This is a genomic window from Aminobacter sp. P9b (assembly GCF_045345995.1).
Classification (GTDB): domain Bacteria; phylum Pseudomonadota; class Alphaproteobacteria; order Rhizobiales; family Rhizobiaceae; genus Aminobacter; species Aminobacter niigataensis.
This window is the reverse complement of the sequence record NZ_CP150082.1, coordinates 1,837,797-1,851,616: the sequence shown is the minus strand read 5'-3', so window position 1 is coordinate 1,851,616 and position 13,820 is coordinate 1,837,797. Positions and strand designations below refer to the sequence as shown.

The window sequence follows — 13,820 nt, the reverse complement described above, 5'->3', positions numbered from 1 at the left end:
TGATTACCCAGCCGGGCGCGGCTCGCCGCCGATCTTGGAGAGCAGGATCACGGCCTGCGTGCGGCTGTCGACGCCGAGCTTCTGCAGGATCGCCGAGACATGCGCCTTGATGGTCGCTTCCGACACGCCAAGCTCATAGGCGATCTGCTTGTTGAGCAGCCCCTCGGCCAGCATGCCGAGCACCCGCGTCTGCTGCGGCGTCAGCGATTGCAGGCGCTTGATGAGGTCGGAGATTTCCGGGTCGCGCTCGACGCCGAGGTCGATGTCGCCGGGTGCGGTGATCTCGCCTGACAGAACCGCTTCGATGGCGCTGCGGATGTCGTCCATGCTCGCCGACTTGGAGATGAAACCGGACGCCCCGAGTTCGAGCGCACGGCGGATGGTCTCCGGATCGTCGTGCGCCGAGACGATGACGACGGGAACCGTGGCGTGGATGCCGCGCAGCGAGATCAGGCCCGACAGTCCGCTGGCGCCAGGCATCGAAAGATCGAGCAGCACGATGTCGATATCGTCATGGGCCGCGACCAGCGCCTTGACGCTTTCGAAGTCGCCAGCCTCGAGCACGCTCGACACGTCGCCAAGACCGGCAATGGCCTGCTTGAGAGCACCGCGAAAAAGCGGATGGTCATCCGCGATGACGAACTTGTGGCCTGCTGGCAAATATCCCTCCCGAGGTCCCGACCGTTCTGTGCGCCTTGGACCGTCGGGCGCGATTATGCGGCCCGGTGCCGGCTTTTCAAGCAGTTAAAGTCAAAACGACAGCGGAAGCACCGGTCATGTTCAATTTTCAGGCGCAGGCGGGCGGATTGGCGTTCAGGTCTTGTTGGGCGCAAGCTCGGGCTGCTGCGCCTTGTCTTCCTTTTCCATGTCCTTGACCATGCCCATGAAGCTGCGGAAAAACCGCTCCATGTAGCCCATGGTCTTTTCGAACTCTTCCTCGCTGGGCAAAGTCGATTCGAGCTTCTGGGTCAGCGAGTTCTCGAGCTTCACCACGCGCTCCTCGATGGCCTTGACCTCGCCCTGCAGGCGGCCGATCTCGTCCTGCAGCGCCGAGCGTTCGTCGGCTGCGAGCTTGCACACCAGCTGGTTGTCGCGCTCCTCGCAGATCGACATCTCGCCGGTCTGCGTGTCCATTCTGACATAACCCTTGTCGGTCTTTTCCATCTGGTAGCGCTGCGCTTCGGCAGCGAATGCCGATCCGCCACCAAGGCCGGCAAGCAGCGGAACAAGCATCAGTACGGCACGCATGGCTGTCTCCATTGGCAAGCGATGCGAATTGTCGCGCCGCATTGGGCCCAAATTGCGGTGGGCAAGTTATGCCGCCCTTTCCCGCATCATGCTTTCAGCCTATAGCGCCCATATGACGAAAACCATCTACAAGATCTGTCCCGAACCGATGTGGCGTGAGGCCGAGCGGAGCGGGATTTTCAGTGGCGTGCCGGTGGACCTCGCCGACGGTTTCATCCACTTCTCGACCGCCGACCAGGTCGTCGAGACGGCGGCGAAACACTTTGCCGGGCAGGACAACCTGCTCCTGGTGGCCTTCGACGCCGACAGGCTCGGTCCAGCGCTGAAATTCGAAGTCTCGCGCGGCGGAGCCCTGTTTCCGCATCTTTACGCGCCGCTTGAAACCGCTGCGGCCAAATGGGTCCGCCCCCTGCCTCTGAAGGCCGACGGCAGCCACGATTTCCCGGAGCTTGAAGCATGAGCGCATTCGACCGGCTCGGCCGCCACCTGCTTTTCAGCTTCGACGCCGAGGCCGCCCACGGGCTGTCGATCAAGGCCCTGCGCTGCGGCCTGCCGGTCGGTGGCCGCGCGCCGCGGGACAAGCGCCTGCAGGTGAAGGTTGCGGGTCTCGATTTTCCCAATCCGCTCGGCATGGCCGCCGGCTACGACAAGAATGCCGAGGTGCCCGACGCCCTGCTCGGTCTCGGCTTCGGCTTCGCCGAGGTAGGCACCGTCACGCCCCTGCCTCAGGCCGGCAATCCCAAGCCACGCATCTTCCGCCTCGTCGAGGACGATGCGGTGATCAACCGGCTCGGCTTCAACAACGAAGGCCATGACGCTGCCGAAAAGCGTCTTGCCGCCCGTGCGGGACGGCCCGGCATCGTCGGCGTCAACATCGGCGCCAACAAGGACAGCACCAACCGCATCGGCGACTACATCAGCGGCGTGAAGCGCTTCGCCCGCCATGCCTCCTACCTCACTGTCAACATCTCCTCGCCCAATACGCCGGGCCTGCGCAACATGCAGGCGCGCGAGCAACTGGCCGAATTGCTGGCGAGCGTCATGATCGCCCGCGCCGAAGCGGGTCATCCGGTCCCTATCTTCCTCAAGATCGCGCCCGATCTGCACGAGGCAGAGTTGGAGGACATCGCCGCCGAGGTGACCGATAAGGCGATCGACGGCGTCATCGTCTCCAACACCACGATCACGCGCCCGGCCCTGCGCAGCCCGACCCACACCGGCGAAACGGGAGGCCTGTCGGGCAAGCCGCTGTTTGCCCGCTCGACGGCGGTGCTGGCCCGGATGCGCAAGCTTATGGGCCCACAGAGCGCCATCATCGGCGTCGGCGGCGTCGACTCGACCGAGACCGCGCTCGAAAAGATCCGAGCCGGCGCCGATCTCGTCCAGCTCTACACCGGCATGGTCTATGCCGGTCCGTCGTTGCCGGCACGCATCGTGCGCGGCATGTCCGAGTTCGCCGCGCGCGAAGGGCTCAACAGCATTTCCGAATTGCGCGACAGCAGGCTCGATCAGTGGGCAGCGGCACCGCTCTGAAACGTCGCCCGCGCCCGCGGTCCGAGGATCGCCAGCAGGCAGACGCCGCGGACGATCAGCAACAGATGCAGTGCCGCCCATAGGCCGTGGTTGCCGAAGGCCGGCGCCAGCGTCATCAGCGCCACGACGAACACGACCAGCGACAGCACCATCATGTTGCGCATGTCGCGCGACCATGCGGCGCCGATGAAAATGCCGTCCATCTGGAAGGCGAGCACGCCGCTCAGCGCGGTGAATGCGGCCCAGGGCAGGAAGGCGATGGCCGCGGCCCGCACGTCCTCGGCGGTCGAAATCAGCGCTATCAGGTCAGCGCCGAAGACCATCAGGACTGTCGTCATGGTGCCTGCCAACGCAAAGCCCCAGATCGAGCAGAGGTAGACCGCCTTGCGGAACGCCGGCTCGTAGCGCGCACCGACGGCGCGGCCGGCAAGCTGTTCGGCGGCAGCGGCAAAGCCGTCGAGGAAGAAGCCTGCGGCGATGAAGAAGTTCATCAGCACCGCATTGGCGGCAAGCGTGACCGTGCCGAACTGCGCGCCCTGGCGGGTGAACAGCGCAAAGGCGACGAGCAGCGAAAGCGACCGGATCATGATGTCGCGGTTGAGCACGAACAAGTGCCGGAAGGCGCCTGCGTCGAAGATGCGCCCACGCGCCAGCCGCGGTTGCCGCGCAAAGCGCCGCAACAGCACGACAAACCCGATCGCCATGCCCGCCGCCTCGCCGGCGACGGCGGCCCAGGCGACGCCCTCGACACCCCAGCCGAGGCTGAGGCCGAGCAGGAGCGACAGCGCGATGTTGACGCCGTTCAGGCTCGCCTGCAGGAAGAGCGCAAAGCTGCCCTCGCCGCGCCCGAGCACGTAGCCAAGGACCGCGTAATTTACCAGCGCGAAGGGCGCGCCCAGCATGCGGATGCGGACATAGGCGTCGAGCGTCTCGTTGACGCGTGGCTCGGCCGACATGAACCACTGCCCGGCAAGCGACGTCAGCGGCGCCGTCAGCGCCAGCACGATGCCGGCAATGATGGCGATCACCACCGCGCGCCAGAATACGGCCTGTTCTTCGGATGCATCGTTGCGGCCAAATGCCTGCGCCACCAGTGCGGTGGTGCCGGCGCGCAGGAAATTGAAGCTGGTGAAGACGACATCGAAGGCGACGGCGCCAGCGGCGAGCCCGCCGAGAAGCGCGGCATCGCCGAACTGGCCGACCACGCCGGTGCCCACCAAGCCGATGAAGGGCGTCGTCAGATAGGCAAGGGTCATTGGCACGGCAATCGCCAATACCGAGCGGTTGGTGACGGAAAAAGGCGTCACGCGGCCCTCTGGCGATGCGCTGTCCAACGAAAATCCTCCTCCGGCCCTAATCTCCCGCTCGGGCACATGCCCCAGTTTCCCCAGCACCGGCAACCGTTTATGTATCGGGTCCAACCGATTTCGCCCCGCTGGTTCAGCCCCTTCCATGCCGCTTCAGATCGTCAGCCACCCCGACTATGACGCCGGCTTCGCCACGGACCACCGCTTTCCGATGGGCAAGTACCGGCTGCTCATGGACCGACTGGATGCCCTGGAACTGACGGCCGGGCTCAATCGGCCGGAACCGATTTCGCCGCACTGGCTACGCCTCGCGCATGAGGCCGGCTATGTCGATCAGGTGCTGAGCTGTACCGTGCCGGCTCGCATCGAACGCGAAATCGGCTTCCCCGTCGGCGAGCGGGTTTCACGCCGCGCCCAGCTTGCCGCAGGCGGCACGCTGCTTGCAGCGCGCCTTGCGCTGCGCCATGGCATCGCCTGCAACGCCGCCGGCGGCAGCCATCATGCCAGACGCGCCCAGGGTGCCGGCTTCTGCACCTTCAACGACGTCGCGGTGGCATCGCTGGCGCTGCTCGCGGACAGGCTGGTGGAAAACATCCTGGTGATTGACCTCGACGTCCATCAAGGCGACGGCACGGCGGAAATCCTCGCCGGTCATCCCGGTGTCTTCACCTTCTCGATGCATGCCGAGAAAAACTACCCGGTGCGCAAGGTCACCTCCAGCCTCGACATCGGCCTGCCCGACGGCACCGGCGACGATGCCTATCTAGATATATTGGCCGACGCTCTGCCGCACCTCTCACGTCGCGCGCCATGGGACATCGTGTTCTTCAACGCCGGCGTCGATCCTCACAGGGAAGACCGGCTCGGCCGCCTTTCGATGAGCGACGAAGGCCTGCGCCGCCGCGAACGCATGGTCATCGCGCATTTCCGCGCGGCCGGCATCCCGCTGTGCGGCGTAATCGGAGGCGGCTATTCGCACGACATCGAGGCCCTGGCCCGCCGCCACGCCATCCTGTTCGAGACGGCCGCCGCCTTCGCCTGAGCCTATTTGCGGTAGCTGAACAACCTGAGAATGATGAAGGCCGGGATGACGATCGCCGCACCCAGCAGGAAATAGCCGAGGAAGCGGTCGATGGCACGAAAGCCCATGTGCCAGATGTCGAGGAAGAAGTTTCGAATGCCGTAGAGTACGTCGGAGGGCGACCAGCCGAAGGCGCTCATGACGATGCCGACGAGGAAGGAGATGACCAAGAGCTTGATGAACACCCGGAAGGGGGTGTCACCGAGAAAACGCGCCAATCCGGACAAGCTCAGTCTCCTGCGATTCTAGCCTCACTGGAATATCGCGTTTGCGGAGCGGACATCAAGGTCGGCTGCACCCATTGCGCACTGCTCCGTTTCCCGATTGCCCAACCGCATCTGCGATGCTAACCAAGTGCCCGCGCGGGTATGATGTAATGGTAGCTTGTCAGCTTCCCAAGCTGAACGCGCGGGTTCGATTCCCGCTACCCGCTCCAGGAATTCAGACGAAACAGGCCGGGCGGCCGATCGACGCCCGGCCTGTTCGCATTTCAGGGCGTTAGTCCTGCGCGCCGTAGATGTCGAAATCGAAATATTTGGCGTTGATCTTGGCGTAGGTACCGTCCTTGACGATGGCGTCGATGGCTGCGTTCAGCTTCTCGCGCAACGGGTCGCCCTTGCGCACGGCGATGCCGGTCAACGAGTCGGTGCCGTCGAGATCGCCGATCATCTTGCAGCAGTCCTGTCCGGTGGTCTTGATCCAGTCGACCAGGACGAACTTGTCGGCGACGACGGCGTCGAGACGGCCGTTGGTCAGGTCGGCGACGGCCTCGTCCTGCGTCGGATAAAGCTTCACCTCGGCGCCTGCCTTGGCATAATGGTCCTCGGCATAGATGCTCTGGGTCGTCGAAGCCTGCGCACCGACGGTCTTGCCCTTCAGTGCGTCCGGTTCCGCCGAGGTCAGGGCGGAATCCTTCGGCGCAATCAGCGCCAGGGGCGTGGTGTAGTACTTGTTGGTGAAATCGACCTGCTGCTTGCGCTCGTCGGTGATCGTCATCGAGGCGACGATGGCGTCGAACTTGCGGCCCTGGAGCGCCGGGATGATGCCGTCCCAATCCTGGGCGACGATTTCGCACTCGACCTTCATCTGGGCGCACAGCGCATTGGCGATGTCGACGTCGAAGCCGGCCAGCTTGCCGTCTGCGGTCACGGTGTTGAAGGGCGGATATGCGCCCTCGGTACCAATCTTGAGCTTCTCCTGTGCCGAAGCTCCGCCAAGGGTCAACAAGAGCGCTGCGAGCGAGGCTGCGCAAGCGAACTTCCGGGTAATCTGCATGATCCTCTCCATTTGACGGGCACTCTTTCCGAGCGTCCCGCCTCCAGCCAAGCACAACGGCCGTAAATGGACAAGCAAACCAAAGGCTATGCTGCGGTGACCGAAGGTCAACCCATGCGGAAATGCTTGGAGAGTTTCAGGCCCTGCGCCTGGTAGTTGGAGCCGAGATCGGTGCCGTAGAGCGCCTTGGGGCGCGACAGCATGTGCTCGTAGACCAGACGGCCGACGACCTGGCCGTGCTCCAGGATAAAGGGCACTTCGTGGCTGCGCACTTCGAGCACCGCGCGGCTGCCGGTGCCGCCGGCACTGGAGTGGCCGAAGCCTGGATCGAAGAAGCCGGCATAGTGGACGCGGAATTCGCCGACCAGCGGATCGAAGGGCGTCATCTCGGCGGCATAGAGCGGCGGCACATGCACCGCCTCGCGCGACACCAGGATGTAGAACTCGTCGGGGTCGAGCACCAGTTCGCCGGCACCGTGATCGTAGATCGGCTCCCAGAAATCGACGACGTCCTGGGCGGCGCGCTTGTCGACGTCGACAAGGCCGGTGTGGTGCTTGCCGCGATAGCCGACGATGCTGCCCGGCTTGCCGGCGAGATCGATGGAAAGTGCTATGCCGCCACCCGAAATGTTGGGTGGATCCATGGCGACAAGCCGGTCGGACAGATGCAGCGCGTGCAGTTCTGCCTCCGACAGCAGGGCATTGCCCTTGCGGAAACGGATCTGCGACAGGCGCGAGCCCTTGCGCACGACGATCGGGAAGGTGCGCGGGCTGACTTCGATATAGAGCGGGCCGGTATAGCCGGCGGGGATCTTGTCGAACTCCTGGCCACGGTCGGTCATCACGCGGGTGAAGATGTCGAGGCGGCCGGTCGAGCTCTTGGGGTTGGCCGAGGCCGAGATTTCGGCCGGCAGGGCCAGGCTTTCGAGCAGCGGCACGATGTAGACGCAACCGGTCTCCAGCACCGCACCGTCGCTCAGGTCGATCTCATGCAGCTTGAGGCGGTCGAGCTTGGCCGAGACTAGCGAATTGGGACCGGGCAGGAAGCTGGCGCGAACGCGAAAAGCCTTGGCGCCGAGGCGCAGATCGAGGCTGGCCGGCTGGATCTGGTCGGCATCGAGCGGCGGCGCCTTGAGCGCACCCGAGGCAAACAGTGCCGCGATATCCTGATCCGGAAGAATGCCCGACTGCCGCATTTGCCTCACTCCTTTACAGCGCCGCCGATCCGAACGGACAGCCGAGGATCGCTGGACCCAGGACCTCGTCAAGGGTCATATGCGTGGCCCAAGACGTTTAGTCGGCCCCGCGATTGACGCAAGCCAGCCATGGGTCTAAAGGACCTTTATCCCGTGGTGATTTGGCCGGTCGGCTTGCAGCCACGTTAAACAAGTCGCTAAAGGGCCGCGTTTGGACCGGTTTGCGACTTTTCGCGACCGGTTTTTTTGTATCTGGATTTTGGCTCATGACCTCCGACAAGCAGCGCAACTGGAACCCGCAGACCACCCTAGTTCACGGCGGAACGCTCCGCTCCGAATTCGGCGAAACCTCCGAGGCGATCTACCTCACCCAGGGCTATGTCTATGACAGCGCCGAAAGTGCCGAGGCACGCTTCAAGGGCGAGACCCCCGGTTTCATCTATTCGCGCTATGCCAACCCGACCGTCGACATGTTCGAAAAGCGCATGTGCATGCTGGAAGGCGCGGAAGACGCCCGCGCCACGGCATCCGGCATGGCCGCTGTCGCCGCCGCCATCCTGTGCAGCCTGAAGGCCGGCGACCACATCGTCGCCGCCCGCGCCCTGTTCGGCTCGTGCCGCTGGATCGTCGAGACCCTGGCACCACGCTATGGCATCGAGGCGACGCTGGTCGACGGCACCGTGATCGAGAACTGGGAAAAGGCCGTCCAGCCCAACACCAAGCTGTTCTTCCTGGAAAGCCCGACCAACCCGACGCTCGAAGTGATCGACATCGAGGCGGTCGCAGCACTCGCCAATTCCATCGGCGCCCGTGTCGTCGTCGACAATGTCTTCGCCACGCCGATGCAGCAGAAGCCGCTCGAGCTCGGCGCCCACATCGTCGTCTATTCGGCGACCAAGCACATCGACGGCCAGGGCCGTTGCCTCGGCGGCGTCATCCTCTCCGACAAGAAGTGGATCGACGAGAATCTGCACGACTATTTCCGCCACACCGGGCCGAGCCTGTCGCCGTTCAATGCCTGGACGCTGCTCAAGGGCCTTGAGACGCTGCCGCTGCGCGTGCGCCAGCAGACCGAGACCGCCGGCAAGATCGCCGACTTCCTCGCAGAGCGGCCGGAAGTGTCGCGCCTGATCTATCCGGGCCGTGCCGACCACCCGCAGGCCGACATCATCAAGCGGCAGATGAAGGGCGGCTCGACGCTGATCTGCTTCGACGTCAAGGGCGGCAAGAAGGCGGCCTTCGCCTTCGAAAACGCGCTGCGCATCATCCTGATCTCGAACAATCTCGGCGACTCCAAGAGCCTGATCACGCATCCGGCGACGACGACGCACAAGAACCTGACCGACGAGGCGCGCGCCGAACTCGGCATCGACGACGGCACGCTGCGCCTGTCGGTCGGCCTCGAAGACGCCGACGACCTGCTCAACGACATCGGCGATGCGCTGAAGGCAGCCCGCTGAACGAGTGCTGCGCTCCGCAAGGCGGGGCGCAGTCCGTACTTCACGGCTAATGCCGCGAGGCGTCGGCAGGGTGAAATCCGCCACACCCGCATCACAATCAGCGTGAATGCGTCAAACGAGAGTTGACCCGCCGCGCCAAGCGGCCGACCCTGTCGTCGTGCAGGCCAAGGAGCGCAGCATATGTATCGCGCGGTCACCCGCAACATCGCGGTCGATGTCGAGCCGTTTTACCTGGAGGACCGGTCCGAGCCCTCGGAGAACCGGTATGTCTGGGGTTATCGCGTGACGATCGAGAACAATTCGGACGAATTCGTCCAGCTGTTGTCGCGCTACTGGCATATCACCGATGCCAGCGGCAAGGTCGAGGAGGTCAGGGGCCCGGGCGTGGTCGGCGACCAGCCCGAACTCAATCCCGGCGACAGCTACCAGTACGCTTCAGGCTGCCCGCTCTCGACACCATCGGGCATCATGGTCGGGCGCTACACCATGCGCAACGAAGCCGGCGAGACGTTCGAAATCGCCATCCCCGCCTTCTCGCTCGACCTTCCCGACGCCCGGCACAGGCTGAACTGACCGGCTATTGGGCCGGTGCGAACTCGGCCGGGTCGAACTCGTATGACTTGGAGCAAAATTCACAGGCCACCCGGATGACGCCGTCCTCGACGCTGTCGTTGATCTCCTCGGCCGTGAAGCCTTGCAGGATGCCCTTGATCTTCTGGCTCGAGCACGAGCATTCATCGACAACGCGCACGCCTTCATAAACGCGCGCGCCGTGCTCGTGAAACAGCCGGTACAGCAGCCTTTCGGTGCCGACAGTCGGGTCGATCAGTTCGGTCGGCTCGATGGTGGCAACCAGCGCCAGCAATTCCTGCCAGGAATTGTCGTCGGGATGCACGCTGACGTCGCGCTCGTCACCGTCGCCGCCATGCATGTCCTGGATGCGCCGGCGCTCCGGCGAATCCGGAAGGAACTGGGCCAGAAGGCCGCCGGCGCGCCAATGTTCGCGCGGGCCGCCCTCGGCGGGCAGGACGAGCTTTGCCACGGACAGGCGCACGTCGGTCGGGATCTGCTCCGACTGGCGGAAATAGGCACGGGCCGCCTCTTCGAGCGTAATGCCGTTGAGCTCGACGATGCCCTGATAGCGCTGGGTGTGCTCGCCCTGGTCGATGGTCAGCGCCAGAACGCCGCTGCCGAGCAGGTCCTCGGGCGCGGTCATGCCCGCCTCGATCGCCGCATCGACGCGGTCGGCGTCGAAGCGGGCATAGGCGCGCAGAGAATGCGGCGTGGTGAAGTCGGCAACCAGCATGTCCACCGGCCCGTCGGTGCGGGTCTGCAGGATGAACTTGCCCTCGAACTTCAGCGAGGTACCGAGCAGAACGGTCACCACGCAGGCCTCGGCAAGAAGCCGGGCCACGGGCTCCGGATAGTCGTGCCGCTCGAGAATCTGGTCGAGCAGCGGCCCAAGCTGCACGGTGCGGCCGCGCACGTCGAGCGGCTCCACCGCGAATGGAACAACATGGTCGTCGCCGGCGAATCCGAATTCGCCGAGCTTGCGTTCGGTCTCAGTCACTGGAACTCATCCCGTATAAACAATTCCGCGACCAATCGGCCCTCCGACGGTCGCAGAACATGGCTTTGATGACAATAGATTGATCCCGCCCCAGATAGGGTCGCGGGATCAGCCATTCAAGCGCCCAGGCACCAGGCGAGCACCGCCTTCTGGGCGTGGAGCCGGTTTTCCGCCTCGTCGAAGACCACCGAATGCGGGCCGTCGATCACCTCGTCGGTCACTTCCTCGCCGCGATGGGCGGGCAGGCAGTGCATGAACAATGCGTCGGGCTTGGCGAGCTTCATCAGGTCGGCATTGACCTGGTACGGCAGGAAGACATTGTGGCCGCGCGCGCGGTGCTCCTGCCCCATCGAAACCCAACAGTCGGTGACAATGGCGTCGACGCCGCGAACCGCGTCCTCGGCTGAGCGCGTCAGCGTCACCTTGCCGCCGTTGGCGTCGGCCCAGTCGATGTACTTCTGCTCCGGCTCGCTGCCTTCCGGCACCGCCACATTGACGTTGAAGCTGAAGCGGGCCGAGGCCTCGAGCAGCGAATGCAGCACGTTGTTGCCATCGCCGGTCCAGGCAAAGGTCTTGCCGCCCACCGGGCCGCGATGTTCCTCGAAGGTCAGGATATCGGCCATCAGCTGACACGGATGGGTGTCGTCGGTCAGGCCGTTGATGACGGGGATGGTGGCGTTTTCGGTCAGCTCGATCAGCCGCTCATGCGCCGTCGTGCGGATCATTATCGCGTCAACATAACGCGACAGCACCTTGGCGGTGTCGGCGATCGACTCCGAGCGGCCGAGCTGCATTTCGGTGCCGGTCAGCATGATGGTCTCGCCGCCGAGCTGGCGCATGCCGACGTCGAACGAGATGCGCGTGCGCGTCGACGGCTTGTCGAAGATCATCGCCAGCACCTTGCCCTCGAGGGGCTTGGATCGTTCGCCAGCTTTCAGCCGCGCCTTTCGCGCAGCCGCATCGTCCAGAATCCCGCGAAGGTCGCTCCCGGAAAGTGCCGAGAGGTCGGTGAAATGACGAATTCCGCTGGTCATGTAACGTCCTTGGTTTACCCGCCGTTGGCGGCGGCCTTGGAGAGGCTGGCAGCTCCGGCGCGAATGCGCGCCAGCGCCTCTTGGATCTCTGCGTCGGTGGTCGTCAGCGGCGGCAGAAGACGCAGCACATTTTCGCCTGCCGGCACTGCGAGCAGCTTCTGGTCGCGCAGCGCCATGTTCACCTTGGTATTGGGCATGGTGCATTTGACGCCAAGCATCAGCCCTGTGCCGCGGATTTCCGAGATTACATCGGGGAACTCGTCGGCGACCGCAGCAAGACCCTGCTTCATCAGCAACGCCTTGCGGCTGACCTCTTCGAGGAAGCCTTCTTCGAGAAGCACGTCAAGCACGGCGTTGCCGACCGCCATGGCAAGCGGATTGCCACCGAAGGTGGTGCCGTGCACGCCTGCCGTCATGCCTTTTGCCGCCTCTTCGGTGGCAAGGCAGGCACCGACCGGGAAGCCGCCGCCGATACCCTTGGCAATCGCCATCAGGTCCGGCGATACACCCGCCCACTCATAGGCGTAGAGCTTGCCCGTTCGGCCAACCCCGCACTGGACCTCATCAAAAATGAGCAGCAGGCCATGCTTGTCGCACAGCTGGCGCAGGCGCTTCAGCGACTGCGTGGGGAACGGACGGATACCGCCCTCGCCCTGCACCGGCTCAAGCAGGATCGCCGCCGTCTCGGGTCCGATCAGCTTTTCGGCGGCATCGATGTCGTCGAAGGCGACCTGGTCGAAACCCTCGACCTTCGGGCCGAAACCTTCGAGATACTTCGCCTGTCCGCCAGCGGCGATGGTTGCCAGCGTGCGGCCGTGGAACGCGCCCTCGAAAGTGATGACGCGGAAACGCTCGGGATGGCCGTTCACATACTGGTAGCGGCGCGCGGTCTTGATCGCGCACTCAAGCGCTTCCGCGCCCGAATTGGTGAAGAAGACACGGTCGGCAAACGAAGTTTCGGCCAGCCGCTCGCCCAGCCGGCTCTGGCCGGGGATCTGATAGAGGTTGGAGACGTGCCACAGCTTGGCGGCCTGCTCGGTCAGCGCTGCAACAAGATGCGGATGGCTGTGGCCCAACGAATTGACAGCAATGCCACCAGCGAAATCGAGATATCGCTCGCCGGTCTCGGTGATCAGCCAAGAACCCTCGCCTCGCTCGAAAGCCAGGGGTACGCGAGCAAACGTCTCGTAAAGCGCCGATCCGCTCATTATATGCCTCTCCGGAACCGGAAAATCAAAAAGCCGCCTCAGCGGCGGCCCTGCGGGCTATATCAGGTTTTTCGGCCACAAAGTCAACGAAAACGTCGCATAGACGCGTGCGTTCCATCTCTCCCCGGCCGCTGCAGCGAGGTCGAACTCGGCAAGTTGGGGAAAACCGTAAAAACCGAATCGTGAAGACCCCTGGGACTCTTGTCACAGAGTCAGCGCATCGATAACTGTAATTGAGAAATAACTAGATTTCGTGCGGCGGACATATCCATCGAATAGATGTGGTGCCCACCCGGCTTGCCGGGGCGGAAAAGGATTCCGGATTCTGCGCGTTAAATCAGGAGCACGGTCTCATGAATTGGACTGACGAGCGGGTCGAACTTCTCAGAAAGCTTTGGTCGGAAGGTCTGAGCGCAAGCCAGATCGCGGCACAATTGGGCGGCGTCAGCCGCAATGCCGTCATCGGCAAGGTTCACCGGCTGAAACTGTCGAGCCGCGGCCGCGCGACGGCAGCCCCGGCGCGCCAGAAGAAGACGACCACGGCGACCACCGCGACCAAGACGGTGCAGCGCACCGCAACCGTGACACGCACGGTCACCGCCAGCATCGGCGCCACCGCGCTGCAGGCGCAGTTCGACGTCGAGCCGGTTGCCCGCCATTATCTCCGCCCGGTGGAAAACGTCGTCGTGCCGATTTCGCGCCGGCTCCAGCTGGTGCAGCTCAACGAGCGTACCTGCAAGTGGCCGAACGGCGACCCGCTGAGCGAAGACTTCAACTTCTGCGGCAACGAAGCCGGCGAGAGCGGCCCCTATTGCGGCTATCACTCGAAGATCGCCTTCCAGCCGGCTTCCGAGCGCCGCCGGTCGCGGTGAGCGAATAGCGAATAGCGAATAGCGAATAGAACAAGT

At 64.1% G+C, this 13,820-nt stretch carries 15 protein-coding genes, 1 tRNA gene and 1 riboswitch; of the genes, 7 read left to right on the top strand and 9 right to left on the bottom strand.

The features are described 5' to 3' along the window. Positions 1 to 3 precede the first annotated feature (3 nt). Positions 4 to 660: a response regulator transcription factor gene (locus WHT83_RS09155; RefSeq protein WP_108609338.1), complete on the bottom strand. Its 657-nt coding sequence runs from the start codon at positions 658 to 660 to the stop codon at positions 4 to 6. A gap of 153 nt (positions 661 to 813) precedes the next feature. Beyond that, positions 814 to 1,248 carry a hypothetical protein gene (locus WHT83_RS09150; protein WP_183264038.1) on the bottom strand — a complete coding sequence of 145 codons (435 nt, stop codon included), beginning with the start codon at positions 1,246 to 1,248 and terminating at the stop codon, positions 814 to 816. A 112-nt stretch (positions 1,249 to 1,360) separates the two neighbouring features. On the opposite strand from WHT83_RS09150, the gene WHT83_RS09145 reads away from it, so the two are divergent. Both WHT83_RS09145 and WHT83_RS09140 read left to right on the top strand, forming a co-directional pair. After that, complete coding sequence (locus WHT83_RS09145) at positions 1,361 to 1,708, top strand: DUF952 domain-containing protein (RefSeq protein WP_406873591.1); 348 nt, start codon at positions 1,361 to 1,363, stop codon at positions 1,706 to 1,708. After that, positions 1,705 to 2,781, top strand: coding sequence for a quinone-dependent dihydroorotate dehydrogenase (locus WHT83_RS09140; protein ID WP_406873590.1), 1,077 nt, complete (start codon positions 1,705 to 1,707; stop codon positions 2,779 to 2,781). The genes WHT83_RS09145 and WHT83_RS09140 overlap by 4 nt, the downstream gene beginning before the upstream one ends. On the opposite strand, the gene WHT83_RS09135 is transcribed toward WHT83_RS09140, so the two are convergent. Next, positions 2,757 to 4,115, bottom strand: a complete 1,359-nt coding sequence (locus WHT83_RS09135) for an MATE family efflux transporter (protein ID WP_406873589.1) — start codon at positions 4,113 to 4,115, stop codon at positions 2,757 to 2,759. The genes WHT83_RS09140 and WHT83_RS09135 overlap by 25 nt on opposite strands. A gap of 118 nt (positions 4,116 to 4,233) precedes the next feature. Between WHT83_RS09135 and WHT83_RS09130 the strand changes: the two genes are divergently transcribed. Next, positions 4,234 to 5,130 carry a histone deacetylase gene (locus tag WHT83_RS09130; protein WP_406873588.1) on the top strand — a complete coding sequence of 299 codons (897 nt, stop codon included), beginning with the start codon at positions 4,234 to 4,236 and terminating at the stop codon, positions 5,128 to 5,130. A gap of 2 nt (positions 5,131 to 5,132) precedes the next feature. Here the strand turns inward: WHT83_RS09130 and WHT83_RS09125 are convergent, their stop codons facing one another. Beyond that, positions 5,133 to 5,396: a DUF6460 domain-containing protein gene (locus tag WHT83_RS09125; RefSeq protein ID WP_406873587.1), complete on the bottom strand. Its 264-nt coding sequence runs from the start codon at positions 5,394 to 5,396 to the stop codon at positions 5,133 to 5,135. Positions 5,397 to 5,531: 135 nt separating this feature from the next. On the opposite strand from WHT83_RS09125, the gene WHT83_RS09120 reads away from it, so the two are divergent. Further along, a tRNA-Gly gene (locus WHT83_RS09120) sits at positions 5,532 to 5,605 on the top strand. A gap of 62 nt (positions 5,606 to 5,667) precedes the next feature. Here the strand turns inward: WHT83_RS09120 and WHT83_RS09115 are convergent. Both WHT83_RS09115 and WHT83_RS09110 read right to left on the bottom strand, forming a co-directional pair. Then, positions 5,668 to 6,444 carry an ABC transporter substrate-binding protein gene (locus tag WHT83_RS09115; protein WP_183264043.1) on the bottom strand — a complete coding sequence of 259 codons (777 nt, stop codon included), beginning with the start codon at positions 6,442 to 6,444 and terminating at the stop codon, positions 5,668 to 5,670. 107 nt (positions 6,445 to 6,551) lie between these two features. Further along, a complete protein-coding gene (locus WHT83_RS09110; RefSeq protein ID WP_406873586.1) occupies positions 6,552 to 7,640 on the bottom strand; it encodes a 2'-deoxycytidine 5'-triphosphate deaminase in 1,089 nt (362 codons plus the stop codon). Positions 7,641 to 7,783: 143 nt separating this feature from the next. Further along, a riboswitch (SAM riboswitch) is annotated at positions 7,784 to 7,861 on the top strand. A gap of 45 nt (positions 7,862 to 7,906) precedes the next feature. Between WHT83_RS09110 and WHT83_RS09105 the strand changes: the two genes are divergently transcribed. Continuing rightward, positions 7,907 to 9,100, top strand: coding sequence for an O-succinylhomoserine sulfhydrylase (locus WHT83_RS09105; RefSeq protein WP_108609346.1), 1,194 nt, complete (start codon positions 7,907 to 7,909; stop codon positions 9,098 to 9,100). A gap of 180 nt (positions 9,101 to 9,280) precedes the next feature. After that, on the top strand, positions 9,281 to 9,673 hold the full coding sequence (gene apaG / locus WHT83_RS09100) for a Co2+/Mg2+ efflux protein ApaG (RefSeq protein ID WP_406873585.1): 393 nt from the start codon (positions 9,281 to 9,283) through the stop codon (positions 9,671 to 9,673). Between the two features lie 4 nt (positions 9,674 to 9,677). Here the strand turns inward: apaG and WHT83_RS09095 are convergent, their stop codons facing one another. From WHT83_RS09095 to WHT83_RS09085, 3 genes are all read right to left on the bottom strand, one after another. Then, on the bottom strand, positions 9,678 to 10,670 hold the full coding sequence (locus WHT83_RS09095; RefSeq protein ID WP_108609348.1) for an Hsp33 family molecular chaperone: 993 nt from the start codon (positions 10,668 to 10,670) through the stop codon (positions 9,678 to 9,680). Positions 10,671 to 10,786: 116 nt separating this feature from the next. Next, positions 10,787 to 11,704, bottom strand: a complete 918-nt coding sequence (gene argF, locus WHT83_RS09090) for an ornithine carbamoyltransferase (RefSeq protein ID WP_183264047.1) — start codon at positions 11,702 to 11,704, stop codon at positions 10,787 to 10,789. 14 nt (positions 11,705 to 11,718) lie between these two features. Beyond that, the gene (locus WHT83_RS09085; RefSeq protein ID WP_108609350.1) at positions 11,719 to 12,912 is read right to left on the bottom strand and encodes an aspartate aminotransferase family protein; all 1,194 of its coding nucleotides are present in this window, start codon (positions 12,910 to 12,912) and stop codon (positions 11,719 to 11,721) included. Positions 12,913 to 13,265: 353 nt separating this feature from the next. Between WHT83_RS09085 and WHT83_RS09080 the strand changes: the two genes are divergently transcribed. Further along, complete coding sequence (locus tag WHT83_RS09080) at positions 13,266 to 13,784, top strand: GcrA family cell cycle regulator (protein ID WP_108609351.1); 519 nt, start codon at positions 13,266 to 13,268, stop codon at positions 13,782 to 13,784. Positions 13,785 to 13,820: the final 36 nt, after the last annotated feature.

What these genes read in the sequence shown, in the direction of transcription:
- WHT83_RS09085 (WP_108609350.1), bottom strand. Translation starts at nt 12,912, where the DNA reads ATGAGCGGATCGGCGCTTTACGAGACGTTTGCTCGCGTACCCCTGGCT.
- WHT83_RS09150 (WP_183264038.1), bottom strand. Translation starts at nt 1,248, where the DNA reads ATGCGTGCCGTACTGATGCTTGTTCCGCTGCTTGCCGGCCTTGGTGGC.
- apaG (WP_406873585.1), top strand. Translation starts at nt 9,281, where the DNA reads ATGTATCGCGCGGTCACCCGCAACATCGCGGTCGATGTCGAGCCGTTT.
- WHT83_RS09115 (WP_183264043.1), bottom strand. Translation starts at nt 6,444, where the DNA reads ATGCAGATTACCCGGAAGTTCGCTTGCGCAGCCTCGCTCGCAGCGCTC.
- argF (WP_183264047.1), bottom strand. Translation starts at nt 11,704, where the DNA reads ATGACCAGCGGAATTCGTCATTTCACCGACCTCTCGGCACTTTCCGGG.
- WHT83_RS09110 (WP_406873586.1), bottom strand. Translation starts at nt 7,640, where the DNA reads ATGCGGCAGTCGGGCATTCTTCCGGATCAGGATATCGCGGCACTGTTT.
- WHT83_RS09140 (WP_406873590.1), top strand. Translation starts at nt 1,705, where the DNA reads ATGAGCGCATTCGACCGGCTCGGCCGCCACCTGCTTTTCAGCTTCGAC.
- WHT83_RS09080 (WP_108609351.1), top strand. Translation starts at nt 13,266, where the DNA reads ATGAATTGGACTGACGAGCGGGTCGAACTTCTCAGAAAGCTTTGGTCG.
- WHT83_RS09145 (WP_406873591.1), top strand. Translation starts at nt 1,361, where the DNA reads ATGACGAAAACCATCTACAAGATCTGTCCCGAACCGATGTGGCGTGAG.
- WHT83_RS09105 (WP_108609346.1), top strand. Translation starts at nt 7,907, where the DNA reads ATGACCTCCGACAAGCAGCGCAACTGGAACCCGCAGACCACCCTAGTT.
- WHT83_RS09130 (WP_406873588.1), top strand. Translation starts at nt 4,234, where the DNA reads ATGCCGCTTCAGATCGTCAGCCACCCCGACTATGACGCCGGCTTCGCC.